Below are 24,533 nucleotides of genomic sequence, written 5' to 3'. Positions count from 1 at the left end.
GTGGCGGAAGCGGCTAGCCGCAGCCGCCGCCTCCGCAGCACCCGCCTCCGCCGCCGCCTCCACCGGAGCGGGCGGGGGCGGGGCCCGCGCTGGTCCCGCCGACGGCGACGGCCGACAGCAGCTTGACGGTGTCGCCGTGCCCGGCGGGGCAGCTCGCGGGCGCGGCGGACTCGGCCATGGGCCGGCTGACCTCGAAGACGTCCTCGCAGGTCCGGCAGCGGTACTCGTAACGGGGCATGCGCACAGGCTACCGGCCCAGGTCTACAAGCCCAGGTCTACAAGCCCAGGTCTACCGGCCCAGGTCTACCGGCCGGTGGACACCAGGCGCCGTTGTTCCCTGGCCGCCTCCTCCGGGTGCCTGGCGCGCCAGTACGGATTGTCGTGCGGCAGGGCACTGCCCACCCGCCCGTACATCCCGAACCACATCAGCATCACGCCGACCACGAAGCTGAACAGGACGTTCTGGATCCGGAAGGCCAGGAAGTTCAGGCCGGTGTCCAGCAGGGCGAGATTGACGAAGCCGCTCGCGATGAACAGCAGGCCCAAGGTGATGTTGAGGGTCGAGGCGAAGGTCCCGCCGATCACCATCCCGAGGAACAGCAGCGCCCCGATACAGATCGACAGGACGCTCAGGGTGCCGTTGGTGTTCAGGGCGAGCACGGTGGCTCCGCCGGTGTCGAAGAACCCGATCCGGTCGATGAGCCCCAGGATCCCGAAGGCCACCAGCAGCAGACCGGTCAGGCCCGCGCCGACCCGGTAGACCGTGTTGAGCTTGTGGTCGGCGGGCAGGTGCTCGTCGAGCTGGGCGTTGACGGGATGCAGCAGGCGGCTCAGCACGCCCGCGGATGCCGGTGGCTCATGGGACGACGGGTACGGCTCGTGGGCCATGTACGGCGCGTAGTGCTCATGGGCCTCGTGGCACCCGTAGAGCGCATGGGCCGCGTACGGCTCGTGCGCCTCATGCGGTTCGTGCTCATGCGGCGCGGGGGACGCCTGGGGCCTGTGGAAAGTGTGGGCAGCCATGGCGCCCTCCTCTGTTCCGGTGCGGCTCCTCCAGCATCCATCGATGCCCACCCCCCGACAACCCAGCCCGCAGCGATTCCGGGCTCACCCGGTGCCGCGCCGCCCCCGCATGTCATTGACGACCCCGGCCACGGACGCCCGTACGCCCTCCATCTCCTGGAGGAAGTGCCAGTAATCGGGGTGCCGCCCCTCCAGCCCGGCCAGCGCCCGCTCCACCCGCGCCACCGCCTCGTCCAGCGGCCGCGCGTGCCGCGGATCGGGGACGCTGCGCCCGTCCATCGCGAGGCGCTGCGCGTCCCGGATCGCGAACCGGGTCCGCTGGACCTCGGCCTGCGGATCCTTGGCCACCGCCTCCAGCCGGGTCAGCCGGTCCTGGGCGGTCGACACGGCCTCGTCCACCGTGTCGAACAGCTCGCGGACGGTGGCGATCAGCTCGGAAGCGTCCCCCCAGCGCTGCTCGTGGCGCGCCTGCCCCGCCTCCTTCAGCCGCTCCTCCGCCTGCCGTACGGACGCCAGCGCCTGCTCGGGTACGTGCTGGAGGTCCTGCCAGCAGTCGGCGCTGAACCGCCGCCGCAGCTCGCTCAGCACCGGATCCACCCGGTCGGCGCGGTTGCGCAGCGCCTGCGCCCGGGTCCGCAGGCTCGCCAGCCGCCGGTCCATCTCGGCCGCCAGCTCCGGCAGCCGGGCCGCCTCCACCCGGACCGCCTCCGCGTCCCGCAGGATCCGGTCGGCCCGCTGCACCGTCGCGGGCACCCCGTGCTGCGCGGCGCCCTGGTTGAGCATGGTCAGCTCCGGGCCGAGCGCCGCGAGCCGCGCGGCCAGATCGTCGGCGCGCATGCCGGAGGCCCGTACGGCGTCCAGCGCGTTGGCCGCCGCGAGCAGCGAGGCCTTGGCCCGCTCCCGGGCGGGCGCGACCCGCGCCAGCTGCGACTCGGCGTTGTCGAGCAGCGGCCGCAGCCCCTGGTCGAACCGCTCCAGCTCACCCTTGACCCGCACCAGCTCGTCCCGGGCCCGCTCCAGCTCCCGCTTGGCCCGCGCGGCCACCGCACCGTCGAGATCGTCCCGGTCGAGGTCGTGCGCGTCGACGGCCTCGATGTAGACCTGGCTGACTTCGTCGATCCGCCGCCCCAGCTCCGCGAACCCCTCGACCGCCCGCCGCCCGGCGGGAGACCCGTCGGCCGCCGTGATCGTCTCTATCGAGATCCGCAGATCCCGCTGCGCGGTGTCGAGCGCGTAGAACGCGGCGGCGGCCGCATCCTTCGCGGCCTGCGCCTCCGCCCGCCGGCTCTCGTCCCGCCCACCGAACCACCGCCGGGAAGCCGTTGTCACAATCCCTCTCCCGTACCGCGTCCAACCGCGTCCACCATGCCCGCCCCCATTCTCCCCCACACGATCGTGTTTTCGTCCGGGGTCCGCCCTGCATGTAGGCTGTCCACTCATTCACGGGTGCGTAGCTCAGGGGTAGAGCGCTGCTCTTACAAAGCAGATGTCGGCGGTTCGAAACCGTCCGCGCCCACAGTGAAGAGAAGACCCCCCGCCGATCACGGCGGGGGGTCTTCTGCGTTCCCGTGCTTGCCAGTCCTTGCTTGGGCTATCGAGATTCGATAGATTTCCATCGTTGCTCGATGGGAGGAGGGGTTGTGGGAAAGCTGACTGTGGGTGCGCTGCGCGCCGTGCTCGTGGTGGTGTTCGCCGGGACCGTGTTCGTACAGGCGTTGATGGTGTGGGCGTTGGTCAGCGGGGGCGATCCGGAGGACGGGGCGCTGCCGCTGACGCCGCTGCGCGTGATCACGATCCTGGGCATGGTGTCCGTCCAGGTCGCCCTGGTCTGCGTGGGGCGGCTGGTGACGATGGTGCGGCGCGGAACCGTGTTCTCCCCTGCGGCCTTCCGGTACGTGGACGGCGTCATCGGCTCGATCGTGGCGGCCTCCCTCGTGTGGTTCGCGGTCACGGCCGTCAATGCGCCGGGGCAGCGGGAGGACCCGGGCGTCACCGTCATCATGGCCGGGGTCGGCGTCGCGATCCTGGGGGTCGCGCTCATCGTGCTCGTGCTGCGGATGCTGCTCGCGCAGGCCGTCGCGCGCGACGTCGAAGCGACCCACATGCAGGCCGAGTTGGACGAGGTCATCTGATGCCGATCGCCGTCGACATCGACGTGATGCTGGCCAAGCGGAAGATGTCCGTGGGCGAGCTCGCGGACCGTGTCGGGATCACGCCCGCCAACCTGGCGGTCCTCAAGAACGGCCGGGCCAAGGCGGTGCGCTTCGCGACGCTCGCCGCGCTCTGCGAGGTGCTCGGGTGCCAGCCGGGCGACCTGCTGCGCTGGGAGGCCGAGGATGGGGATGAGGGATCCGTGAGTGGATGACGTGCCTCAGAGCGCGTCCCGGATCCGTAAGGAGGATCGTGGAAGGTGACCCTGTACGCACCTGCCCCCGCCCTCCCGCCCGGGCGCCGCTCGGACGGCGACGTCGGCAGTCGCACCACCAACCGGGAGGCACACCATGCGCAAGGTCATCGACTGCAGGGACTACCCAAGCGAAGCCAAGTGCAGCCTGGCCATCTCCGGCGAGGAAGAGGAAGTGATCGTCGCGGCCGCCCAGCACGGCGCGTCCGTGCACAGCGAGGCCGACACCCCGGAATTCCGTGCCACGCTGCGGAGCCTGCTGAAGGACGAGGTGCCTCAGCACGCCTGACGTCCCCGCCCCGTACAAAGGCCCCCCGCTGCCATGATCGGCGGGGGGTTTTGCGTGCGGCGGGGCCATTTCGTGCGGGGCGTGGGCGTGGGATGGTCGGGGGATGGTGGGGAGCCTTGAGTGGGTCGGCGGCGTGGGGGTGGGTGCCGTCGCGCTGGCGGTGGGGACGGTCGGGGCCGTGCTCTCGTGGCGCGACGACGCGCGGTTCGAGCGGAAGCGGGACGAGGAGCGGGAGCGGCTGCTCGCGCAGGTCGGCCCGGGGAGTGACGTGCCGGACGGGCGCCCGCCGGGGGAGGTGGTGGGGGAGGGCGCGGATCCCAAGTACGTGGATGTCGGCGGGAGTCGGCCCGTGCCGCCGGTGGTGGCGCGGCTCGGGGACCGGCGGGACGACTTCACTCCGCTGCTCGTCGAGTACTACGCGTACGGGCTCACCCAGGCGCGCAGCAGCTTCGCCACCAGCCAGCGGTTCGCCGGGTTCGGGGCGACGATCCTGCTGCTCGGGGTGGGGCTCGCGGTGTGGAAGGCCGAGAGCACCGGGGACCTGTACCTCGGGATCGTGACCAGTTCGGTCGGGGTGGTGGTCACGCTGATCGGGCAGCTCTTCCACCGGCGGGCCGACCTCGCGCTGCGGCACATGTCCGAGCAGACCGCCTCGCTGCGGGACGACCGGCGGGCCGCCGAGACCACGCAGCAGGCCATCGGGCTGTTGGCGCAGGTGACGGATCCGGCACTGAAGGCGCGCCTGCAAGCCGGTCTGATCATGAAGCTGTCCGGCGCCGAGCTGCCGCCCGCAGAGGGATAGCGGCGGGGGATAGTGGGGGTATGTGCCGGAGTATCAAGACGTTGCGACCGCCAGCCATCCCCGAGAAGGCCACCGAGGAGGAGATCCGGGCCGCCGCGCTGCAGTACGTGCGCAAGGTGTCCGGGTTCCGGGCGCCCGCCGCGCACAACCGGGAGGTCTTCGACGCGGCCGTCGCCGCCATCGCCGAGGCGACCCGGGTGCTGCTCGACGGGGTGCACGTACGCGGGCAGCCGCAGCCGCAGCCGCAGCCGGAGGCGGCTCCGGTCACCGCGTGACTCACGCGGCTCCGGTCACGGCGTGACTCACGCGGTGACCGGCACCGCGTTCTCCTCCAGCGGGACCACCGCCGCCGGGCAGGCCGTGTGCAGCAGCACCGCGTTGGTCACCGAACCCAGGTGCGGTGAGAACGGCCGCTTGCGGTGGCGGCCGATGACGATCAGGTCGGCCGCCTGCGAGGCCGCGACCAGGTGACCCGCGGCGTCGCCCGGCGCAGCGACCACCTCCACGTCCACGCCGGGGAACCGCTCCCGGTGCGGACGCAGGTGCGCCGACGCCAGCGCGGTGACCTGGTACCCGGCTGCCGCCTCGTCGTGCGCGGCGGTGGTGAGGGTGCCCGCTGGCGTGAACATCGGGCCCGGCCACGCGTGGGCCGCCACCACCTGCAGGCGGGCCCCGCGCCGGGACGCCTCGCGGAAGGCGAAGTGGCTGGTGCCGTCGTCGGGGGCGGCGCTGTTCAGGCCGAGGACGACCTGGCCGTACGGGTCGTGCGACGGCGGTTCGGCGCGCGGCACCACCACGACCGGGCAGGCGGCGCGGCTCGCGCACGCCAGACCGTTCGAGCCGAGCAGCAGGCTGGCGAAGCCGCCGCGCCCGCGGGAACCCAGCACCATCATCCGGGCGCCGCCGCCGAGTTCCGGCAGCACGTTGTCAGGGGTGCCGGGGTGGGACGCGTACTCGATCACCGGCAGCCCGGTGCGGCCCGCGAGGGCGGCGCGGACCCGGATCAGCACCGGGTCGTCGTCCTGTCCCGGCTGCTCGAAGGCGCTCGCCATGACGGAGCCGATCGAGGACGCGTAGAGCCGGGCGTGCACGATCCGCAGGGGCGCCCCGGCCATCAGGGCCTGCGACATCGCCCATTCCAGTGCCCGGTTGGCGTTCTCCGAACCGTCTACGGCGGCGATCACTGGGCGCTGGTCCATGGCGGGCTCCTTGCAGAAGTGCGTGGCCTCAGCCTTGCGGAGCACGCCGCGGAGCGGGAGGGGGGAAGGTCCCGGGTCGACGGGACCATCGGCCACCCGCCCCACCCCGATCGGCCCCGCCCCGACCCGCCCGCTTCCCCTCAGGCGGCCGCTTCGGCGCGGCGCCGCATCACCCAGACCCCCGCGCCGAGCGCGCTCGCGACCAGGGCGCCGCCAACCGCGATCTGGCCGGTGCTCGTCGATCCGACGCTGCCGCCGGTGCCGCCGCGCGCTCCGCCCGCGATGACGGTCAGCGGGACGGTGACGCGGGTGCCGCCGGGGCCCCCGCACTCGAAGGTCACCGGGTGGGAGCCGACGGCCGCGGTACGCAGTACGTCGGCGCCGCCGAAGAGGTTGGCTGCCTCCAGGTTCCCCGGGGTGAGCTGTACCTCCCCGAAGGCCCGGGACGAGGCCCGGCCGGTCTTGGTGCCGCAGCCGGTGACGTTGAGCGCGATCCGCTGGCCCGGCGCGACGGAGACGGGGGACACGGTGGCGGAGGGATTGGCGTGCGCGAGGGTCGGCGTGACGGCGGACAGGGCGAGCGCGCAGAGTGCGGCGCCGGGGAGGACGGTCGCGAGGGGCGGCAGACGGCGGTGCGTGGCGGGCATGGACGGAACTCCTCGGCTCCTGGAACGGCGCAGCCGGTCGCGCACCGTGCTGTGGACGCTAGGAGCCGGGCCCCGGGGCGGCGATCGGAGCCGGGTGAACGGGTGAGGCCACTGCTCCGCCCGAGGGAGCCCCCTGGGGAGGCCTGTACGGATCCCCGGGGGAGGCCTGTACGGATCCCCGGGGGAGTGGACCTCCGCGGCGGTCAGGAGGCCGGGACGGGAACCGGGGCCGGGCGGCGGACCATGTAGGCGGCCAGGCCGCCCGCGCCGAAGAGGGCGATCACCGACACCGCGGTGCCGAGCCAGGTCGCGCCGAGCCACTGCGTGCCGTAGTAGCCGAGCGAGACGCTGTACCCCGCCCACGCCATGCCGGCCAGCAGGGACCAGGGCAGGAACTCCCGCACCTCACGGTGGCGCTTGCCCGCGCCCAGCGAGACCACCGAGCGGCCGGCCGGGGCGAAGCGGGCGATCACCACGAGGGCGCCACCACCCCGGGCCAGCGCCACACCGAGGCGCTCCTGGGCGCGGCTGAGCCGACGCGAACGGCCGATGGCCCGGTCGAGCCAGTCCCCGCCACGGCGGCCCGCCCGGTACGCGGCCAGGTCGCCCAGTACGGACGCGCTGGTGGCCACGGCCAGCAGCGGCAGGATGTCGGGCACCTGACCCGGCATCGCCACGGGTGAGCCGCCTCCGGTGGCCGCGGCGGCGGCCGCGGCGATCACCAGGACACCGCTCGGCAGTACGGGCAGGAAGACGTCGAGCAGCACGGACAGTGCCACCACGGCGTAGATCCACGGGCTCGTGGTCAGCGACCCCACAGTCTCAAACAAAACGGACTCCCCAGTCCAAGTGACGTGCTTCAGCGTTGAAGCGCCGCGACGTCGCGGGGGAGCGGCAGGGGCGGCTGACAGCCATACAGCGTACGCCGCACACTGGCACCGCGTGCCCCCGGGGCACCTCCTGTGTCAGGTTGCTGTCACACCCCGGTCACACCCCGGTCAGCTCGCGGTCCATGACGGTCACCAGTCGGGCCCCGCCGCGCCGCGGCCAGCGCCCCTTGTGGGCCTGGTCCAGCCGCAGCCGCGCCGTACGTCCCGCCAGGGCCAGGGTCATCAGCTGGTTGCCGAACCAGGGCCCGCCCGTACGCCGCCAGCTCAGCGGCGGCCGGCCCGTACGCCCGTGCCGCGACAGCCCGCGGCCCAGCCACCGCCCGGTCCGCGACCAGCCGAGCCGGAACCCCAGCTTCACCGCGGTGTGGATCGAGTTGTGCACGGGGGAGCACGTCAGCTGGTAGACGCGGGACGTGCTGGGTATGCGGGGCTCGGCCACATACGCGTGATGAACGTCTCCCGACAGGACGCAGACCGTCGCGGGAGCCCGCGGTCCCGTCCCCACCTGCTCGATCAGGTCGCTCAGCGCCTCGAAGGAGGCCGGGAAGGCCGCCCAGTGCTCCAGGTCGGCGCGCCGGCGCAGATCCTCCGCGATCCGCGCCCAGCGCGGCCCGCGCTCGCCGCGGCACAGCGCCGCGTTCCACACCTCGGCGTCGTGGATCAGCGGAGGCATCAACCAGGGCAGCGAGGAGCCGATCAGCAGGTGGTCATAGCTTCCGTGCCCCTCCAGCGCATTGTCCCGGACCCACTGCTGCTCCGCCGGGTCGAGCATCGCCCGCCCGTCCTCCGCCAGCACCCGCGCGGCCCGGGTGTCCACCATCAGCAGCCGGGTCCGGCCGAAGTCCCGGCGGTAGCTCCAGCGGACGGTGGCGGGGTCGGCATCCGCGGCGGCGGCGAAGGCGCGCAGGGTCTCCGTCCCGTCGGGGGTCTCCCGGACCGCCGCATAGAGCGCGTCGGCCGCCAGCTCGGCGGGGGAGAGGTTCCCCAGGTGCTGGTGGACCCAGTACGACATCAGCGCGCTGAGGATCCGCTCCCGCCACCAGGGCGTGGCCCGCATCCCCGCCAGCCAGGCGGCGCTGGTGTTCCAGTCGTCGCACACGTCGTGATCGTCGAATATCTGCAGGCTGGGCACGGTCGACAGGAGCCAGCGGATCTCCGGGTCCAGCCAGGATTCGTAGTAGAGCCGGGTGTACTCCTCGTAGTCGGCGACCTGGGCGCCGGGTGCCTCGCGCAGGTCCCGGCGGGCGGCGAGCCACTGCCCGGTCTCCCGGGACAGCTGGTCGGCATAGACCTGGTCGCCGAGCAGGAGCAGCAGGTCGGGCCGCTCCGCCCCGGGGTCGGCGGCGAGCCGGGCGGCGAGGGTGTCGAGCGCGTCCGCGCCGTGCGGACCGCGCCGGCCGGCGGGCGGGGCGGCCTGGCGGCAGGACCCGAAGGTGACCTTGAGCCCGGGTCCCGGGCCCGGCCGCTCACGACCCGGAGCGGCGGGGGTGCTGATGGTGCTCGGAGGAAAGTCGCTGTCGGGCAGCGGCCACACCTGGACGCCGTCGAGCAGCACGTCATACGCCGTGGTGCTGCCCGGGGTCAGGCCGGTCACCGGCACCAGCGCGTAGTGGTGACCGGCTATCTGGAACGTGCGCGCGCTACCGCCGGCGCCGTCGGCGCAGCGGACCTCGGCGGTGGCCGGGCGGTCGGACTCGACCCATATGGTCGCCGAGGCGCCCGTATCCCAGTCGACGTACCGCAGCAGTGGTCCCAGCAGCAGTCCGGTCATCCAACTCCCCCTCCTCCACGTCTCCTTGTCCCCTTGAATCACAAGGTACGACGTGGAGGGGGGTGAGTGGCTCCCCCTGGCGGGGGAGATCGATTCCCCGCGCGGGGGAGACCGGCGGGGGGTCAGCAGCCGGGGTCGGCGGCCGGGGTCAGCAGCCGTTGAGGACGTTCGTCAGGGCGGTCTTCTCGGCGGAGTCGATGGTCAGGCCCCAGTACTGCTTCACGTTCACCCACATGCGGACGTAGGTGCAGCGGTAGGCGGTGCGCGGCGGCAGCCACGCGGCCGGGTCCTTGTCGCCCTTGGCCTGGTTGACGTTGTCGGTCACGGCTATGAGCTGGGGGCGGGTCAGGTCGTTGGCGAACTGCTGGCGCTTGGCGGTGGTCCAGGAACTGGCCCCGGAACGCCAGGCTTCGGCGAGCGGCACCATGTGGTCGATGTCCAGGTCGGAAGCGGCGGTCCAGGTGGCGCCGTCGTACTCGGAGTACCAACTTCCGCTGACGGCGGCACAGGAGGAGTCCTGGGTCACGTTCACGCCGTCGCGCTTGAGGACGACCTCGCGGGTGTTGCACGTGCCGGACTGGGTGATCCAGTGGGGGAAGAGGGAGCGGCTGTAGCCGCTGGAGGAACCTTCCGGCTGGGGGGTCACCGTGGCCAGGTACGCACGGGCGTCGGCGGCGCTGATCGGCGCGGGCGGGGCGGCCTGGGCGGCCGGTGCGTTGACCAGCGCGGCGACGGCGGCGAGGGCTACTGCTGAGGCGAACATGCCAATGCGACGCGCGTAGACGGCGGGCATGAAGGGCTCCCTTGAGGTGGGGGGACGGGCCGTGCGGCCCCGGCGGGGCCCGGCCATGGTTGCGGCGCCGGGTTTCGCGGGGATGGGCGCCAGGTGACAGCCTGGCGACATGAGCACGTCACATCAAGGTGTGCAACTGCCTTGGTGGAAATGGAAGTTGAGGTTCCGGGTGGTGTTCGGGCAGTCGCGTCGCGGTCGCGGGCCCGGGGCGGCGGTGCGCGCGGGGCCGGGGCGCGGGTCCGGATTGGGGGACCAAAGGCCTATTTGGGGCGGTGCCGGGGGTCGCGTACGCTGTATCGAGCAGAAGGGGAGTAGCTCTTCGCCGGACCGTCGACATACTGCTGGGTCACTCCAGCCGGCGCCCGGAGGCAGGCCGCGTCAGCGGTCGGCCAGCGAGACCTTCGGCCGCAGTGTCCTGTTTGCACACAGGGCGCCGCCGTGCCGAAGCGACCCCTGAAACACCCTGGTCTCTCGGTCCCGATGGCGTCCTGCCCGACCGATTGAGGTTTCACCCCGTGATCAGCTTCAGCATCCTGGCGATCGCGTTCGGCGTCGTCTTCCTCGCCGAACTCCCCGACAAGACGGCCCTCGCCGGGCTGATGCTCGGCACCCGTTACCGCGCGTCCTACGTCTTCGTGGGCGTGGCCGCGGCCTTCGCGGTGCACGTGGCGCTGGCCATCGCCGCCGCCAGCGTCCTGACCCTGCTGCCGCACCGCCTCGTGCAGGCGGTCGTCGGCCTCCTGTTCCTGGCGGGCGCGGCGATGCTGCTCCTGAAGAAGAACGAGGAGGACGAGGAGGTCAAGGAACCGGCCGACCAGTCCTTCTGGAAGGTCTCCGGGGCGGGCTTCATGCTGATCCTGGTCGCCGAGTTCGGTGACCTGACGCAGATCATGACCGCCAACCTCGCGGCCCGCTACGACGACCCCCTTTCGGTCGGCATCGGAGCGGTCCTGGCCCTGTGGGCGGTCGCGGGGATCGGCATCCTGGGCGGGCGCACGCTGATGAAGTACATCCCGCTGCGGCTGATCACGAAGGTCGCGGCGTGCGTGATGGCGGCGCTGGCCGTGTTCTCGCTGTACGAGGCGATCGCGGGCTGAACCGGCTGGACCGGCTGATCCGGCTGGTTCCGGCGGCGGGCGGGCGGGGTGCGGCTGGGGCCGCGCCCCGGCCCGGTGCCGCCGGGCGGTCAGCGGGTCGGGGAGAGGGTGAGGTGGAGGGTGCCCGTGGGGGTGGTGGTGATGTCGAGGGCGGTGAGGTCCGGGACATGGGCCGTGGGGGCGTGGGCGGCGGCGCGGGGGCCCACGCCGATGACGCGCATGCCCGCCGCGAGGCCCGCCGCGATGCCTGCCGCGGAGTCCTCGAAGACGATGCAGTCGGCCGGGTCCACGCCCAGTGCGGCGGCGCCCTTGAGGAAGCCCTCCGGGTCGGGCTTGCTGGCCGACACCGACTCGGCCGTCACCCGGACCCGCGGCATCGGGAGGCCGGCCGCGGTCATCCGGGCCGTGGCCAGTGCCAGGTCCGCGGAGGTGACCAGGGCGTGCGGGAGGGCCGCGATGGCGGCCATGAAGGCCTCGGCGCCACCGACCGGGACCACACCGTCGGTGTCGGCGGTCTCCCGGGCCAGCATCACGGCGTTCTCGGCGTGGTTCTCCGCCATCGGACGCTCCGGGAGCAGGATCGCCATCGTGGCGTAGCCCTGGCGGCCGTGGACCACCTTGATGACCTCGTGCGGATCCAGCCCGTGCGTCACCGCCCACTCGCGCCAGCAGCGCTCGACCACCGCGTCGGAATTGACGATGGTGCCGTCCATGTCCAGGAGCAGCGCCTTGGCGCTGAGGACGACGGGGGTGGCGGCGGCTGCGGTGGCGGCGGTGGTGCTGGCCGGCATCAGGGGTCTCCAGACAAGGGCGCGGCGGGGGGAAATGAAACAAGTGGCTCCGCCCACCGGTCAGGGTATGCAGGCGGAGCCACTTTGTTTCGCCAGGATACAAAATGTTTCGGGGGTTGGGCCAGTTCAGTGACCAAGGTCTCCCGACAGGCCGTAACGGGACACACCGCTCAGGATGGAGATGTCCTACCGCCCGGTCCCCGAGGAGGAGCCGATGGCCCAGGAAGTGACCGCATCGGCTGTGGATCCCGCGCGCGGCCCGGGCGACGAACACGCCTCCCGCGAAGTCCTCGTCTCCATCGGCGCGCTGCTGCTCGGCCTGCTGATCGCCTCGCTCGACCAGACCATCGTCTCCACCGCCCTGCCGACGATCGTCAGCGACCTCGGCGGGATGGAGCACCTGTCCTGGGTCGTCACCGCCTACATGCTCGCCTCCACCGCCGCCACGCCCCTGTGGGGCAAGCTCGGCGACCAGTACGGGCGCAAGAAGCTCTTCCAGGCGGCCATCGTCCTGTTCCTGATCGGATCCGCGCTCTGCGGGCTGGCCCAGAACATGCCGCAGCTCATCGGCTTCCGCGCACTCCAGGGACTCGGCGGCGGCGGCCTGATGGTGCTGTCGATGGCGATCGTCGGCGACATCGTCCCGCCCCGCGAACGCGGCAAGTACCAGGGACTCTTCGGGGCCGTCTTCGGCGCGACCAGCGTGCTCGGCCCGCTGCTGGGCGGACTGTTCGTGGACCACCTGTCCTGGCGGTGGGTCTTCTACATCAACCTCCCCATCGGCCTCGTCGCCCTGGCCGTGATCGCGGCGGTCCTGCACATCCCCAAGCGCTCCTCCCGGCACACGATCGACTACCTCGGCACCTTCCTGATCGCCTCCGTCGCCACCTGCCTGGTGCTGGTCGCCTCCTTCGGCGGCACCTGGGGCTGGAGCTCGGCGCGGATCATCGGCCTCGCCGTGGTCGGCGTGGTGCTGCTCGCCGCGTTCCTGCTCGTCGAGCGCCGCGCCGCCGAACCCGTGCTGCCGCTGGGGCTCTTCCGGATCCGGACCTTCACGCTCTGCTCGCTGATCAGCTTCATCGTCGGCTTCGCGATGTTCGGCGCGATGGTCTACCTGCCGACCTTCCTCCAGGTCGTCCAGGGCGTCTCGCCCACCATGTCCGGCGTCCACATGCTGCCCATGGTGCTCGGCCTGCTGATCTCCTCCACCGTCTCGGGCCAGATCGTCAGCCGGACCGGACGGTGGAAGGTCTTCCCCATCGCCGGCACCGCGATCACCGCCATCGGCCTGCTCCTCCTGCACCAGCTGCACCGCACCAGCTCCACCTGGGAGATGAGCGCGTACTTCTTCGTCTTCGGCGTCGGGCTCGGCCTGGTCATGCAGGTACTGGTGCTGGCAGTGCAGAACTCGGTCAGTTACGCCGACCTCGGCGTCGCCACCTCCGGCGCGACCTTCTTCCGCTCCATCGGAGCCTCCTTCGGCGTGGCCATCTTCGGCACGGTCTTCACCAACCGGCTCGACGAGAAGCTCGTCTCCGCCCTCACCGGCGTCCGGCTGCCGCCCGGGACGGCGGCCGCGCTCAAGGCCGACCCCCGGGCGATCGGGGCCCTGCCCCCGGCACTGCGCCCCCGGGTCCTGGACGCCTACGCGACCTCCATCACCGACGTCTTCCTCTACGCCGTCCCCGTAGTCCTGCTGGCCTTCCTCGTCGCCTGGTTCCTGAAGGAGGACAAGCTGCGCGGCTCGGTGACCGCCCCCGATGTGACGGAGACCCTCGCCTCCAACCCGGTCGAGCGCTCCTCACACGACGAGGTCGCCCGGGCGCTGTCGGTCCTCGGCACCCGGGAGGGCCGCCGGCACGTCTACGAGAACATCACCGAGAAGGCGGGCTTCGACCTGCTCCCCGCCGCCAGCTGGCTGCTGCTGCGGATGAAGAAGTACGGCTCGGTCGAACCCGCGATGCTCGCGGAACGCACCAGCGTGCCGATCAAGGCGATCACCGAAGCCGCCCGCCAGGTCGAAGAGCGCGGACTCGCCGTCCGGGACGGGATCCCGCTGGTCCTGACCGAGCCGGGGCGCGCGGCGGCCGTAAAGCTGGCGGACGCGCGGCAGGAATCGCTCGCCGAACTGCTCGGTGACTGGTGGGGCCCCGACCGGCCCACCGACCTGATCAAACTCGTCGGCGAGATCAACGCCGAGCTGTGCGGATCCGACGCGGAGGAGCCCTACGACACCCTCCCGCGCCGCGACCACGAGGCCCGCTGACCCGCCGAGCCCGCCTGACCGCGAGCCCCCCGCCCCGCCCTTTCCCGCCGCCCCTTGCCCCCACCGCGCCGCTTCGTCAGGGGCGGCGCTTGGCGAACCAGTGCTCGGCGTACTCGCTGTCGTTGTACGCGGGTATCTCGTCGTACCCGTGCTTCGCATACAGCGCTCGGGCCTCCACCAGGTCGGAGCGGGTGTCCAGGAGCACCCGTCGCGCGCCCAGGGACCAGGCCACCGCCTCCAGCGCCGCGAGGACCGCCGCGCCGCCGCCCGTGCCGCGGGTGCGGGGGTCGACGTACACCCGGGTCAGCTCGGCGGTCTCCGGGTCCAGCAGGCGTATGCCGCCGCAGGCCAGCGGCTCGCCGTCCAGTCGGCCGACCAGGAACTCTCCCGTGGGCAGGACGAGGTCGTCGTCCGGGAAGTCCGCGATCAGGGCCTCGTCGATCTCGGCTTCCGTCATCGTGCGGTGGTAGTACCGCCCGGCGAGTTCCGCGTAGTACGCGCGGCGCAGGACGACCGAGTCGGGGTCCGTGTACCGCTCCGGACCCACCGACCAACCGTCCACGCCCGCGCTCTTCGTGCCGTTCATGGCGCCATTCTGGAGGCTGGGCCCGCCCCTTCGCCTGGAATATCCACAGCCTCGGGCCGATGATATGAAAAAGGGCATTTCCCCCTCCTCTCCCACCAACGAAGGGTGTGAACGCCATGTCGGAGCACCCCGACGTCGCCGTGATCCGCCGCGGCTACCAGGCCTTCAGCGCGGGTGACCTGGAGACGATGGCCACCTTGATGACGGCCGACGTCATCCACCACGTCCCCGGCAAGAGCCCGCTGTCCGGACACCACAAGGGCCGGGAAGCCGTCCTCGACTACTACCGGACCCTCGGCACCGAGACGAAGGGCACCCTGCGGGTGGACCTGGAGACGGTGCTCGCCGACGGCCGGGGGCACGTGATTTCGGTCCACCAGGTGCGCGCCGACCGCGGCGACCGCGGGATCGAGATGCACGGAGGGCTCTTCTTCACCCTCATCGGCAACAAGATCACCGACATCGACGAGTGCGTGGCGGACATCGACGAGTCCGACGCCTTCTGGAGCTGAGCGCCCCACCGAGTAAGCGTCAGCCCTGCTTCGGCGCCGCCTGCTGCACGACCTCGAAGGACCACACCTGGGACGCCGTAGCCGCCGGCTTCGGCCGCTCCCCGCCGCCCTCGCCGCCGCCCCCAGCGCCCTGCCCGCCGCCCTGGGGGCCTTGGTGTGCCGCCTTCATGGGCCCGTCCATCCACGCCTGGAAATCGGCCTCCGAACGCCACCTGGTGTACACCAAGTACTGATCGGTCCCCTCGACGGGACGCAGCAGTTCGAACCACTCGAACCCGTCCGAGTTCTCCACGGAGCCCGCCCGCGAGGCGAACCGCCGCTCCAAGACCTCCCGCTGCTCAGCGGGCACGGACAGTGCGTTGATCTTCACGATGCTCATGCCCGCCATCCTAGGTATCCCATGCGGGATATCGTCGTCCCGGGTAATTCATCGCGGCAGCCAGGCGAAGTCACGGTTGCAGTCAACAAAGGCGGGAGGCCGGCGAGGCGTGGCCAACGCGGCGGAGCACAGCGGTGTCAACGGACATGCCGGAGTCATAGGCGGTGGTGGCAGCGGCAGCAGGCTTGGCGCCGCACGCCTCCTCCTGTGGGCTCTGGCGGGCCTCCTGGCCATCAGACAGGCGTCCGCCGTGCTGCGCGTGCCGCCCGGCGAGTGGCTCACCGGCCTCTACCTGCCCGGACTGCCCGGCTCGCTCTACGACGCCGGCCAGTTCACCGGGACCCCCTTCGCGGGCCTCGTCCTCAAGCCGCTGGTCGGGCTCGCCGACCAGTCGCTGGAGGTCGCCTGGACCTGCGTGACCCTGCTGTTCGTCGCCGCCATCGGACTGGTGGCCGCGCGGGGCCTGCCGGATCCGGTGCCCCGGCGCACCGCGCTGCTGGCCGCGCCCGTGCTGGTCGCCCTGATGATGGTCTCGCTGCCCGTCCGCGAGGCCGCCTCCCCGGGGCAGACCGCCGTGCTGCCGGTGCTGCTGGTGCTGCTGGCCTTCTTCCGGGTGCCCGGCGAGCGCCCGGCGGGCTTCCTGATGGGCCTCGCCGCCGCGCTCCAGCCCGCCCTGCTGCTCTTCGCGCCGCTGCTGTGGCTCACCGGCCGCCGCCCCACCGCGCGCACCGCCGTGACCACCTTCGCCGCCTGCACGGTGCTGACCTGGGCCGCGCTGCCGCACGACTCCTGGACGTACTGGATCCACCACCTGGCCGGTACGGGCCTCGGCGGCAGCCCCAGCGGCCTCGCCAACCAGTCCGTCCACGGCGCGCTGCTGCGCCTCGGCCTCTCGGGCCCCGCCGAGGTCCTGCTGTACATCGCCCTCGCGGCCGGGATCGCCTGGCTCGGCATGCGCCGCGCCGCCCGCTACGCCCGCGACGGCCAGCTGCTGCTCGCGGTCGCCATCACCGGGTGCGTGGCCGTCGCCGTGTCGCCGACCGGCTGGCGCCACCAGCTGCTGTGGGTGCTGCTCGCGGTGGCGGGCAAGGTCGGCAAGCGGGCCGCGGACCGGCCGGTGTGGCCGGTCGCTGTGATCCTCGCCATGACCCTGCCCAGCACGATGCTGCTGCCGAACATGGCCGTACTGGCGCCCGTACGGGACAACGTGCTGCTGCTGGCGGCCCTCGCCGCCGCCTGCGCGGTGCCGTTCCTGCCGCGCACCTCGCCGTACTGGCGCGAGCCCGTCCCGACCGCCTACGCCCGCCCGGCCGCCGCCCGCTGGTCGCGGATCCCGCTGCTGCCGTTCTGGCGGCGCGTACTGGCCCGCCCCAACCTGCTGCTGGAACTCCTGCTGATACGGGTCGGCTATTCGCTGTACTCGTACATCCGCGCCGCCGCGCCCACCAGCCGCTCGCTCGCCGAGGGCAACGGCGCGCAGATCCTCTCCATCGAGCGGGCCCTGGGCATCGACATCGAGCACGCGGTGAACCACGGCGTGGTCGGCGTCCCCTGGCTGGAGGCGTTCTTCAACTTCTACTACACCTCCTTCCACTTCGTGGTCCCGCTGACCATCCTGGCCGTCCTGTACTGGCGCCGTCCCGCCGACTACCGCTGGGCCCGCGCCTCGCTGGGCCTGGCGACCGTCCTCGCGCTCGCCGGATTCTGGCTCTACCCGCTGGCGCCGCCGCGGCTCATGCCCGACCTCGGGTTCATCGACACCGTGCACGGCGTACAGGACCTGGCGCACCCGCAGTACGGCGCCATGACCGCGATCTCCAACCAGTACGCGGCGATGCCCTCGCTGCACTTCGGCTGGTCGCTGTGGTGCGGCATCGTGATCGTCGTCCTGGCGCCCAAGGGGTGGCAGAAGCTGCTCGGGGCGCTGCACCCGGTGATCACGGTGTGCGCGATCGTCTCGACGGCCAACCACTGGGTGCTCGACGCGGTGGGGGGTGCGGTCGTCGTCAGTGCCGGGTTCGGGCTCGTGTACGCGCTCTCCGGGCCGCGTGGCGGGGCCGCCCTGCCCGTTTCCGGGCTGGCGGTTCCCCGGCCGCGGATTCCGGAGCGGGCCGGTGGGCGCAAGGCCGACGAGCGCAGCCGGGCCTGACCATTCCGCTGCGCTTCGCGTGGCGTGGCGAGGGGGTGCCGGGGCGGGGGCTTCACCCGCTCCGGCACCCCCTTCTTGGATCGCCGCGTCCTGTCAGGATCCGCCCGGTGGGCCCGTGCCGCCACCTGGGCGCCTTCGGTGGGCGGCCCTCAATCGCCGGGCGGGCTGGATTTGGGCCCCCGGGGCCGGTGGGGGCGGGCAGCGGGAGCAGGCCGTCGTTCGTCGGTCGGCCGTTTGTGCCTCCGGCGGGCCCTCAAACGCCGGGCGGGCTGGATTTGGCGTGCCTGGGCTCGCCGGGCGGGCTGGGTTTGGCGTGCTGCCCGTGGCGCGGGCGCGACGCCGGGCGGGCTGGGTTTGGCGCGGCCCCCGGCGTGGGCGCGCGAGTGCAGACGTGCGTACGCCGACCCGGGCGCGCGGGGTGGCGTACGCGCGGCGTGGGCAGGGCAGTGGCGGCAGGGGCCCGGGGCGTGGGTGGTGGGGCCCCTGCCGGCCGGCCGGGTCAGCCGTGGCTCACCCGGAGTTCCTTGATGCCGTTGAGCCAGGCGGCGCGCAGGCGGCGGGGCTGCGGGCCGGTCAGGCGGAGGTCCGGCAGGGCGTCGGCGAGCGCGTTGAAGATCAGGTCGATCTCCATGACGGCCAGGGACTTGCCGAGGCAGAAGTGCGGTCCGCCGCCGCCGAAGCCGAGGTGCGGGTTCGGGTCGCGGGTGATGTCGAAGCGGTCGGGGTCGGTGAAGACCTCGGGGTCGTGGTTGGCGGAGGAGTAGAACATGCCGACGCGGTCGCCGGCCTTGATCTTCTGCCCGCCCAGTTCGGTGTCCTGGGTGGCGGTGCGCTGGAAGGACACCACGGGGGTGGCCCAGCGCACGATCTCCTCGGCCGTCGTCGAGGGCCGGGTCGCCTTGTACAGCTCCCACTGCTCGGGGTGGGTGAGGAAGGCGTGCATGCCGTGGCTGATCGCGTTGCGCGTGGTCTCGTTGCCCGCCACCGCGAGCAGCAGCACGAAGAAGCCGAACTCGTCCGAGCCCAGGTTGCCCTGGCCCTCGGCGGCGACGAGCTGGGTGACGATGTCCTTGGCCGGGCACTCCTTGCGCTCGGCGGAGAGGTTCATGGCGTAGCCGATGAGTTCCATGGCCGCCGTGGAGCCGACCTCTTCGGTGATCGCGTACTCCGGGTCGTCGTAGGCGATCATCTTGTTCGACCAGTCGAAGATCCGCGCGCGGTCCTCCTGCGGTACGCCGATCAGCTCGGCGATGGCCTGGAGCGGCAGTTCGCAGGCGACCTGGGTGACGAAGTCGAAGCTCCCGTCCGCCGAGGCCCCGGCCGCCGCGGCCGCCTCCTCTGCGATCTTCGAGGCGCGGGCGCGCAGGGCGGCCTCCAGGCCGCGGATCGCGCGGGGGGTGAAGCCGCGCTGGACGATCTGGCGGACGCGGGTGTGTTCCGGCGGGTCCATGTTCAGCATGATCAGGCGCTGGGCATCGATCTGTTCGCGCTGGATGTGCTCGTTGAAGCGGATGATCGCGGTGTTGGTGGTGGACGAGAAGAGCTCCGGGTGCGTGGACACGTACTTGACGTCCGCGTGCCGGGTGACGACCCAATAGCCCTCGTCGTCGAAGCCGGTGATGCCCCGGGTCTGCGGGCACCACCACACCGGTGCGGTCTGCCGAAGCTGCGCGAACTCCGGGAAGGGGACGCGGACTTGGAGCAGATCGGGGTCGGTGGCGTCGAAGCCGTCGGGCAGCGCGGGGCAGGACATTCGGCAACTCCAAAGTCTGACGGCCCATCAGAAGTTTGGCTTGAAGGTAGTAACGAGTTCTAGAAGTGACAAGGGTGGGCGCGGCAACTGTTGCGTGAGGAATCCGTGCAAGCCGTGTGCAAGACCCTTGCGTGCGGGGCCCGCAGGTCATAAAACTGCCAGAGAACTAGAACGCGTACTAGTTCAGGCGCGCCGCCGGGACGGCCCGCCGCTGTGAAGGAGAGGACGAGCTCATGGCCGCGGAACCCGTCATCGTCGAAGCCGTACGCACGCCCATCGGCAAGCGGGGTGGCGCGCTCGCCAACCTCCATCCCGCCTACCTGCTCGGTGAGACCTACCGCGAGCTGCTCGCCCGTACGGGAATCCAGCCCGACTGCGTCGAACAGATCGTCGGCGGCACCGTCACCCACGCCGGCGAACAGTCCATGAACCCCGCCCGCAACGCCTGGCTCGCGATGGGCCTGCCGTACGAGACCGCCGCCACCACCGTGGACTGCCAGTGCGGCAGCTCCCAGCAGGCCAACCACATGGTCGCCAACATGATCTCCGGCGGGGTCATGGACATCGGCATCGCCTGCGGGGTCGAGGCCATGAGCCGGGTGCCGCTCGGCTCCGGCTCCAAGCACGGACCGGGCAAGCCCTTCCCGGACGAGTGGAACGTCGACCTCCCCAACCAGTTCGAGGCCGCCGAGCGGATCGCCCGCCACCGCGGACTCACCCGCGAGGACGTCGACCGGCTCGGCGTCCTCTCCCAGGAGCGGGCCGCCACCGCGTGGGCCGAGGAACGCTTCAAGCGGGAGACCTTCGCCGTCCAGGTGCCCACCACCGAGGCCGAACAGGCCGCCGGACAGGGCATGTGGCGGCTCGTGGACCGGGACGAGGGCCTGCGCGACACCAGCATGGAGGCCCTGGCCCGGCTCAAGCCCGTCATGCCGACCGCCGTGCACACCGCCGGGAACTCCTCGCAGATATCCGACGGCGCCTGCGCGGTGATGTGGGCCTCGCGCAAGATGGCCCGCGCGCTCAAGCTCAAGCCGCGCGCCCGGATCGTCGCCCAGACCCTGGTCGGCGCCGACCCGCACTACCACCTGGACGGACCGATCGACGCGACCCGCGCGGTCCTCGGCAAGGCCGGGATGTCCCTCAAGGACATCGACCTCGTCGAGATCAACGAGGCCTTCGCCTCCGTGGTCCTCAGCTGGGGGCGGGTCTTCGGGCAGGACATGGAGAAGGTCAATGTCAACGGCGGGGCGATCGCGCTCGGCCACCCCGTCGGGGCCACCGGCGCCCGCCTGATCACCACCGCGCTGCACGAGCTGGAGCGCCGCGACAAGGAATTCGCGCTGATCACGATGTGTGCGGGCGGCGCGCTCGCCACCGGCACGATCATCCAGCGCCTCTGAGCCCCGTGGGCCTCCGTGCCCCGTGGGATGGGAAACAGAAGGCCCCGGCGGCCGGACCTGGGGAGGTCGGCCGTCGGGGCCTTCGCACGCGGTCGCTCCGCGCGGCGTCTGGTGCCGGTGTCGGCTTAGTACCAGTGGTGGGCGGACCAGAAGTTCCACGCGCCGACCGGGCTGCCGTAGCGGGAGTTCATGTAGTCCAGGCCCCACTTGATCTGGGTGGCCGGGTTGGTCTTCCAGTCCGAGCCCGCCGAGGCCATCTTCGAGGCCGGCAGGGCCTGGACCAGGCCGTACGCACCGGAAGAAGCGTTCGTCGCCGTGTGGTCCCAGCCGCTCTCGCGGGAGACGATCTTGGCGAACGCCGCGTACTGGGCCGGGTCCTTGATCATCTGCTGCGCGATGGACTTCGCGTCCATCGGGGCCGCCTGAGCGGGAACCGCGGCGAGCATGGAACCGGCCACACCCAGGGCGAGCACGGTACCGGCGAAGGTCTTCTTGGAAGCGGCGATGCGGCGGATGACAGCGTTGGACACGGAAAACCTTCCGTAGGGAACAGGGACGGTCGCTCGCATGCCGAAGCATGCGTGAGCCACTCACGCGGAGGTGGGGGGTTCGTCGGCGGGGGGTGAAGCACCCCTGCCGCCTTGGCGACAACACCAGTTAGCCAGGCCGCCGAGGGCCTGGCAATGACCCCCTCTTACTAGTGGAGGTCGCAGCCGGGGCTGAACGGCCCCCCTCCGGGGCGGAGGGGATCGGCGCAGGTGGGGGCCGGTTTGAGCGGGTGGATATGGAACGTTTAAGGACTACTATTCCGGGCCGTATGTGACCAAGGTCCTGTGGGGCGGGTCACCGCTCAGAGGCCCGGATCTCACGCTCCGTGGGCGCCCGTATCCCTTTGGGGGGTGTGCCCGGGGCCACTTTCAGCCCCGGAATCGAAGGAAACAGGGGCGTCGAAGGCAGCTTTCCTCGTCGCCCGGCGCAGCGCCTTCAGCAGCGTGGCGCCCAGCGTCATCGTCAGTACGACGGTCAGCACGGCCCGGCCCAGGTCCCAGCCCAGCGAGGTCGCCAGGCAGTACGCCAGGAACCGCGCGAGGTTCGCCCCCACCGGATCCCCCGGATGGAACGAGATCCCCTGGCCCATGCCCTGCAGGATCACCCAGCCCTGCAGGTTCATGACCGTGCCGTACGCGAAGGACCCGGCGAAGCCGTACGCCGACAGCATCACCAGCTCCGCCCGCCCCCGGATCCGCTCCGGGCCCGGCAGCAGCCCGGCGCCCAGCGAGAACCAGCCCAGCGCCAGCATCTGGAACGGCATCCACGGCCCCACACCCCCCGTGAGCAGCGCCGACGCGAACATCGTCACCGACCCCAGGACGAAACCGAAGCCCGGCCCGAGCACCCGGCCGCTCAGCACCATCAGGAAGAACATCGGCTCCAGGCCCGCCGTACCCGCCCCCAGCGGCCGCAGCGCGGCCCCCACCGCCGCCAGCACGCCGAGCATCGCCACCGCCTTCGCGTCCATGCCGTCGTCGGCGATCGTCGCGACCACGACGGCGACGAGCAGCGGCAGCAGGGCGGCGAACAGCCACGGGGCGTCCTGGGAGTGCGCCAGGCCCGACTGGCGGTCCGCGAGCAGCGGCCAGCCGAAGGCGGCGATCCCGACGAGGGTGACCAGGACCAGGGCGACGGCGGCGCGCGGGCCGATCCGGACGGGGCGGCCGCTCACGCTCCCTCCCCCTCTGGTGCCTGCCCGGCCAGGGCCGCGGCCACCTGGGAGACCGTGAGCCAGTGGCCCGGGGCCAGCACCTTCGCGACCTGCGGGGCGAAGGCGGGGGAGGAGACGACCACCTCGGCCGTCGGCCCGTCCGCGACGATCTCGCCGCCCGCCAGGATCACCACCCGGTGCGCCAGCTCGGCCGCCAGCTCCACGTCGTGCGTGGCCAGGAGGATCGCGTGGCCGCGGGCGGCGAGGTCCCGCAGGATGCCGATCAGGCGGGCCTTCGCGGCGTAGTCCAGGCCGCGGGTCGGCTCGTCCAGGAGCAGCAGTGCGGGGCCGCCGGTGAGGACGAGCGACAGGGCGAGGGCCAGGCGCTGGCCCTCCGAGAGGTCACGGGGGTGCGTGTCGTCGGGGACGTCCGGCAGCAGGGCCGACACCAGCGCCCGGCAGGTGCCCGGCGCGGCCCCGGCGTCCGCGTCCGCCGCCGCGCACTCGGCGCCCACCGTGTCGGCGTACAGCAGGTCCCGGGGCTCCTGCGGTACGAGGCCCACGCGGCGGACCATCTCCGCGGGCGGGGTGCGGTGCGGGGCCTTGCCGCCGACGCGGAGGTGGCCGGAGGCGGGCTCGACCGTGCCGACGAGGGTGGACAGGAGGGTGGACTTGCCGGCGCCGTTGCGGCCCATGAGGGCGACGGTTTCGCCGGGGGCGAGGGTGAGGGTGATGTCGTGGAGGACCTCGGTCCGGGCGCGCCGGACGGCGAGGTGGGCGGCGGTCACGGGGGCCTCGGCGGCCCGCGTCCCGACGCCGGTCCCGGTCCCGGTGGCTTCCTCGGCCCCCGCGGCCCGCCGGAACACCCGCCGCAGCCGCTGGCCCCGGGCGCGGTCCTTCGCCTCAATCGCCGGCGGGGCAAATCCAGCCTGCCCGGCGTTTGAGGGCCCGCCGGAGGCCGTACCAGCCGCGGACGGCGAATCCGGCAGCGTGGCCGCTGTTGCCTCCGGCAGCGCCTCAAACGCCGGCGGGGCTGGGTTTGGCTGCGCTGAGTGGGTCGGAGAGGCGGGATTTGGCTGCGCTGAGTGGGTCGGCGGGGCGGGATGTGGCTGCGCCAGGGGGGCAAATTCAGCCTGCCCGGCGTTTGAGGGCCCGCCGGAGGCCGTACCAGCCGCGGACGGCGAATCCGGCAGCGTGGCCGCTGTTGCCTCCGGCGGCGCCTCAAACGCCGGCGGGGCTGGGTTTGGCTGCGCTGAGTGGGCGGACAGTCGGGTGCGCAGCGGGGCGGACTGGCGGCGGGCGTCGCGGATGGAGAGGGGGAGGGGGGACCAGTTCGCCAGGCGGCCCAGGGCGACGACCGGGGGGTGGACCGGGGAGATGGTCATCATGGCGGATGGGGGGCCCAGGAGGGCGGGCGCGCCGGGGGCGGGGAGGAGCAGGACCTGGTCGGCGTACTGGATCACGCGTTCCAGGCGGTGCTCCGCCATCAGCACGGTGGTGCCGAGGTCGTGGACCAGGCGTTGCAGGACGGCCAGGACCTCCTCGGCCGCCGCCGGGTCGAGCGCGGACGTCGGCTCGTCGAGGACGAGGACCTTCGGGTGCGTGGTCAGGACCGAGCCGATGGCGACCCGCTGCTGCTGGCCGCCGGACAGGGTGGTGATGGGGCGGTCGCGGAGTTCGTTCAGGCCCAGCAGGTCCAGGGTCTCCTCCACCCGGCGCCGCATCACCGCAGGTGCCAGGCCCAGGGACTCCATGCCGTAGGCCAGCTCGTCCTCGACCACGTCCGTGACGAAGTGTGCGAGCGGGTCCTGGCCGACCGTGCCGACGACATCGGCCAGCTCGCGCGGCTTGTGGGTACGGGTGTCGCGTCCCGCGACCGTGACCCGGCCGCGCAGGGTGCCGCCGGTGAAGTGCGGGACCAGCCCGGACACCGCGCCGAGGAGAGTGGATTTTCCTACGCCCGACGGGCCGACGAGGAGCGTCAGCTCGCCCTCGGGGACGGTGAAGTCCGCGTTCCGGAGCGACGGCTCACGCCGGCCGTCGTAGGTGACGGACACCTGTTCGAAACGGATCACGT

25 protein-coding genes and 1 tRNA gene are annotated in these 24,533 nt (G+C 72.3%); 11 read left to right on the top strand and 15 right to left on the bottom strand.

Annotation, left to right across the window (positions count from 1 at the left end; genetic code table 11):
* Positions 1 to 13 precede the first annotated feature (13 nt).
* The 3 genes from OHS33_RS11020 to OHS33_RS11010 form a co-directional block, all read right to left on the bottom strand.
* The gene (locus OHS33_RS11020; protein WP_330330210.1) at positions 14 to 238 is read right to left on the bottom strand and encodes an FmdB family zinc ribbon protein; all 225 of its coding nucleotides are present in this window, start codon (positions 236 to 238) and stop codon (positions 14 to 16) included.
* A gap of 65 nt (positions 239 to 303) precedes the next feature.
* Complete coding sequence (locus OHS33_RS11015) at positions 304 to 1,023, bottom strand: DUF4383 domain-containing protein (RefSeq protein ID WP_330330209.1); 720 nt, start codon at positions 1,021 to 1,023, stop codon at positions 304 to 306.
* Between the two features lie 84 nt (positions 1,024 to 1,107).
* Complete coding sequence (locus OHS33_RS11010; RefSeq protein ID WP_330330208.1) at positions 1,108 to 2,352, bottom strand: hypothetical protein; 1,245 nt, start codon at positions 2,350 to 2,352, stop codon at positions 1,108 to 1,110.
* A gap of 115 nt (positions 2,353 to 2,467) precedes the next feature.
* On the opposite strand from OHS33_RS11010, the gene OHS33_RS11005 reads away from it, so the two are divergent.
* The 6 genes from OHS33_RS11005 to OHS33_RS10980 all read left to right on the top strand — a co-directional run bounded on the left by OHS33_RS11005 (position 2,468) and on the right by OHS33_RS10980 (position 4,793).
* A tRNA-Val gene (locus OHS33_RS11005) sits at positions 2,468 to 2,539 on the top strand.
* Positions 2,540 to 2,663: 124 nt separating this feature from the next.
* On the top strand, positions 2,664 to 3,155 hold the full coding sequence (locus tag OHS33_RS11000; protein ID WP_330330207.1) for a DUF2975 domain-containing protein: 492 nt from the start codon (positions 2,664 to 2,666) through the stop codon (positions 3,153 to 3,155).
* The gene (locus tag OHS33_RS10995) at positions 3,155 to 3,388 is read left to right on the top strand and encodes a helix-turn-helix domain-containing protein (RefSeq protein WP_330330206.1); all 234 of its coding nucleotides are present in this window, start codon (positions 3,155 to 3,157) and stop codon (positions 3,386 to 3,388) included. Before OHS33_RS11000 ends, OHS33_RS10995 begins: the two co-directional genes overlap by 1 nt.
* A 136-nt stretch (positions 3,389 to 3,524) precedes the next feature.
* Complete coding sequence (locus OHS33_RS10990; RefSeq protein ID WP_330330205.1) at positions 3,525 to 3,716, top strand: DUF1059 domain-containing protein; 192 nt, start codon at positions 3,525 to 3,527, stop codon at positions 3,714 to 3,716.
* 103 nt (positions 3,717 to 3,819) lie between these two features.
* A complete protein-coding gene (locus OHS33_RS10985; RefSeq protein ID WP_330330204.1) occupies positions 3,820 to 4,518 on the top strand; it encodes a TRADD-N-associated membrane domain-containing protein in 699 nt (232 codons plus the stop codon).
* Positions 4,519 to 4,538: 20 nt separating this feature from the next.
* On the top strand, positions 4,539 to 4,793 hold the full coding sequence (locus OHS33_RS10980) for a DUF2277 domain-containing protein (RefSeq protein ID WP_330330203.1): 255 nt from the start codon (positions 4,539 to 4,541) through the stop codon (positions 4,791 to 4,793).
* Between the two features lie 27 nt (positions 4,794 to 4,820).
* Here the strand turns inward: OHS33_RS10980 and OHS33_RS10975 are convergent, their stop codons facing one another.
* The 5 genes from OHS33_RS10975 to OHS33_RS10955 form a co-directional block, all read right to left on the bottom strand.
* Entirely contained in the window at positions 4,821 to 5,717 is an 897-nt protein-coding gene (locus OHS33_RS10975; protein ID WP_330330202.1) for a universal stress protein, read from the bottom strand.
* Between the two features lie 140 nt (positions 5,718 to 5,857).
* Positions 5,858 to 6,364, bottom strand: coding sequence for a hypothetical protein (locus OHS33_RS10970; protein WP_330330201.1), 507 nt, complete (start codon positions 6,362 to 6,364; stop codon positions 5,858 to 5,860).
* 203 nt (positions 6,365 to 6,567) lie between these two features.
* The gene (locus OHS33_RS10965; protein ID WP_330330200.1) at positions 6,568 to 7,194 is read right to left on the bottom strand and encodes a DedA family protein; all 627 of its coding nucleotides are present in this window, start codon (positions 7,192 to 7,194) and stop codon (positions 6,568 to 6,570) included.
* Positions 7,195 to 7,351: 157 nt separating this feature from the next.
* Positions 7,352 to 9,025, bottom strand: a complete 1,674-nt coding sequence (locus OHS33_RS10960; protein ID WP_330330199.1) for an alkaline phosphatase D family protein — start codon at positions 9,023 to 9,025, stop codon at positions 7,352 to 7,354.
* Between the two features lie 148 nt (positions 9,026 to 9,173).
* Positions 9,174 to 9,818: an HNH endonuclease family protein gene (locus OHS33_RS10955; protein WP_330330198.1), complete on the bottom strand. Its 645-nt coding sequence runs from the start codon at positions 9,816 to 9,818 to the stop codon at positions 9,174 to 9,176.
* Positions 9,819 to 10,333: 515 nt separating this feature from the next.
* On the opposite strand from OHS33_RS10955, the gene OHS33_RS10950 reads away from it, so the two are divergent.
* Positions 10,334 to 10,915, top strand: coding sequence for a TMEM165/GDT1 family protein (locus OHS33_RS10950; RefSeq protein ID WP_330330197.1), 582 nt, complete (start codon positions 10,334 to 10,336; stop codon positions 10,913 to 10,915).
* 89 nt (positions 10,916 to 11,004) lie between these two features.
* On the opposite strand, the gene OHS33_RS10945 is transcribed toward OHS33_RS10950, so the two are convergent.
* The gene (locus OHS33_RS10945) at positions 11,005 to 11,706 is read right to left on the bottom strand and encodes an HAD-IA family hydrolase (RefSeq protein ID WP_330330196.1); all 702 of its coding nucleotides are present in this window, start codon (positions 11,704 to 11,706) and stop codon (positions 11,005 to 11,007) included.
* 214 nt (positions 11,707 to 11,920) lie between these two features.
* On the opposite strand from OHS33_RS10945, the gene OHS33_RS10940 reads away from it, so the two are divergent.
* Entirely contained in the window at positions 11,921 to 13,972 is a 2,052-nt protein-coding gene (locus OHS33_RS10940) for an MFS transporter (protein WP_330335002.1), read from the top strand.
* Positions 13,973 to 14,048: 76 nt separating this feature from the next.
* Here OHS33_RS10940 and OHS33_RS10935 read toward each other — a convergent pair whose 3' ends face one another.
* Entirely contained in the window at positions 14,049 to 14,558 is a 510-nt protein-coding gene (locus tag OHS33_RS10935) for a GNAT family N-acetyltransferase (protein ID WP_330330195.1), read from the bottom strand.
* Positions 14,559 to 14,674: 116 nt separating this feature from the next.
* Here OHS33_RS10935 and OHS33_RS10930 point away from each other — a divergent pair, with 116 nt between their 5' ends.
* Positions 14,675 to 15,070, top strand: a complete 396-nt coding sequence (locus OHS33_RS10930) for a nuclear transport factor 2 family protein (protein WP_330330194.1) — start codon at positions 14,675 to 14,677, stop codon at positions 15,068 to 15,070.
* 19 nt (positions 15,071 to 15,089) lie between these two features.
* Here OHS33_RS10930 and OHS33_RS10925 read toward each other — a convergent pair whose 3' ends face one another.
* Positions 15,090 to 15,449, bottom strand: a complete 360-nt coding sequence (locus tag OHS33_RS10925) for an antibiotic biosynthesis monooxygenase family protein (RefSeq protein ID WP_330330193.1) — start codon at positions 15,447 to 15,449, stop codon at positions 15,090 to 15,092.
* A gap of 109 nt (positions 15,450 to 15,558) precedes the next feature.
* Here OHS33_RS10925 and OHS33_RS10920 point away from each other — a divergent pair, with 109 nt between their 5' ends.
* Positions 15,559 to 17,598: a bifunctional glycosyltransferase 87/phosphatase PAP2 family protein gene (locus tag OHS33_RS10920; protein WP_443065281.1), complete on the top strand. Its 2,040-nt coding sequence runs from the start codon at positions 15,559 to 15,561 to the stop codon at positions 17,596 to 17,598.
* 499 nt (positions 17,599 to 18,097) lie between these two features.
* On the opposite strand, the gene OHS33_RS10915 is transcribed toward OHS33_RS10920, so the two are convergent.
* The gene (locus tag OHS33_RS10915) at positions 18,098 to 19,351 is read right to left on the bottom strand and encodes a cytochrome P450 (RefSeq protein ID WP_330330192.1); all 1,254 of its coding nucleotides are present in this window, start codon (positions 19,349 to 19,351) and stop codon (positions 18,098 to 18,100) included.
* A 233-nt stretch (positions 19,352 to 19,584) separates the two neighbouring features.
* Between OHS33_RS10915 and OHS33_RS10910 the strand changes: the two genes are divergently transcribed.
* Entirely contained in the window at positions 19,585 to 20,754 is a 1,170-nt protein-coding gene (locus OHS33_RS10910) for a steroid 3-ketoacyl-CoA thiolase (protein ID WP_330330191.1), read from the top strand.
* Between the two features lie 125 nt (positions 20,755 to 20,879).
* Here OHS33_RS10910 and OHS33_RS10905 read toward each other — a convergent pair whose 3' ends face one another.
* The 3 genes from OHS33_RS10905 to OHS33_RS10895 all read right to left on the bottom strand — a co-directional run bounded on the left by OHS33_RS10905 (position 20,880) and on the right by OHS33_RS10895 (position 24,531).
* Positions 20,880 to 21,323, bottom strand: a complete 444-nt coding sequence (locus tag OHS33_RS10905; protein ID WP_330330190.1) for a transglycosylase SLT domain-containing protein — start codon at positions 21,321 to 21,323, stop codon at positions 20,880 to 20,882.
* 296 nt (positions 21,324 to 21,619) lie between these two features.
* Positions 21,620 to 22,477, bottom strand: coding sequence for an ECF transporter S component (locus tag OHS33_RS10900; protein ID WP_330330189.1), 858 nt, complete (start codon positions 22,475 to 22,477; stop codon positions 21,620 to 21,622).
* Positions 22,474 to 24,531: an ATP-binding cassette domain-containing protein gene (locus OHS33_RS10895; protein ID WP_330330188.1), complete on the bottom strand. Its 2,058-nt coding sequence runs from the start codon at positions 24,529 to 24,531 to the stop codon at positions 22,474 to 22,476. The genes OHS33_RS10900 and OHS33_RS10895 overlap by 4 nt, the downstream gene beginning before the upstream one ends.
* Positions 24,532 to 24,533 lie beyond the last annotated feature (2 nt).

It is taken from the genome of Streptomyces sp. NBC_00536, assembly GCF_036346295.1.
Lineage (GTDB): Bacteria > Actinomycetota > Actinomycetes > Streptomycetales > Streptomycetaceae > Streptomyces.
This window is presented reverse-complemented; position numbering and strand designations above follow the sequence as displayed.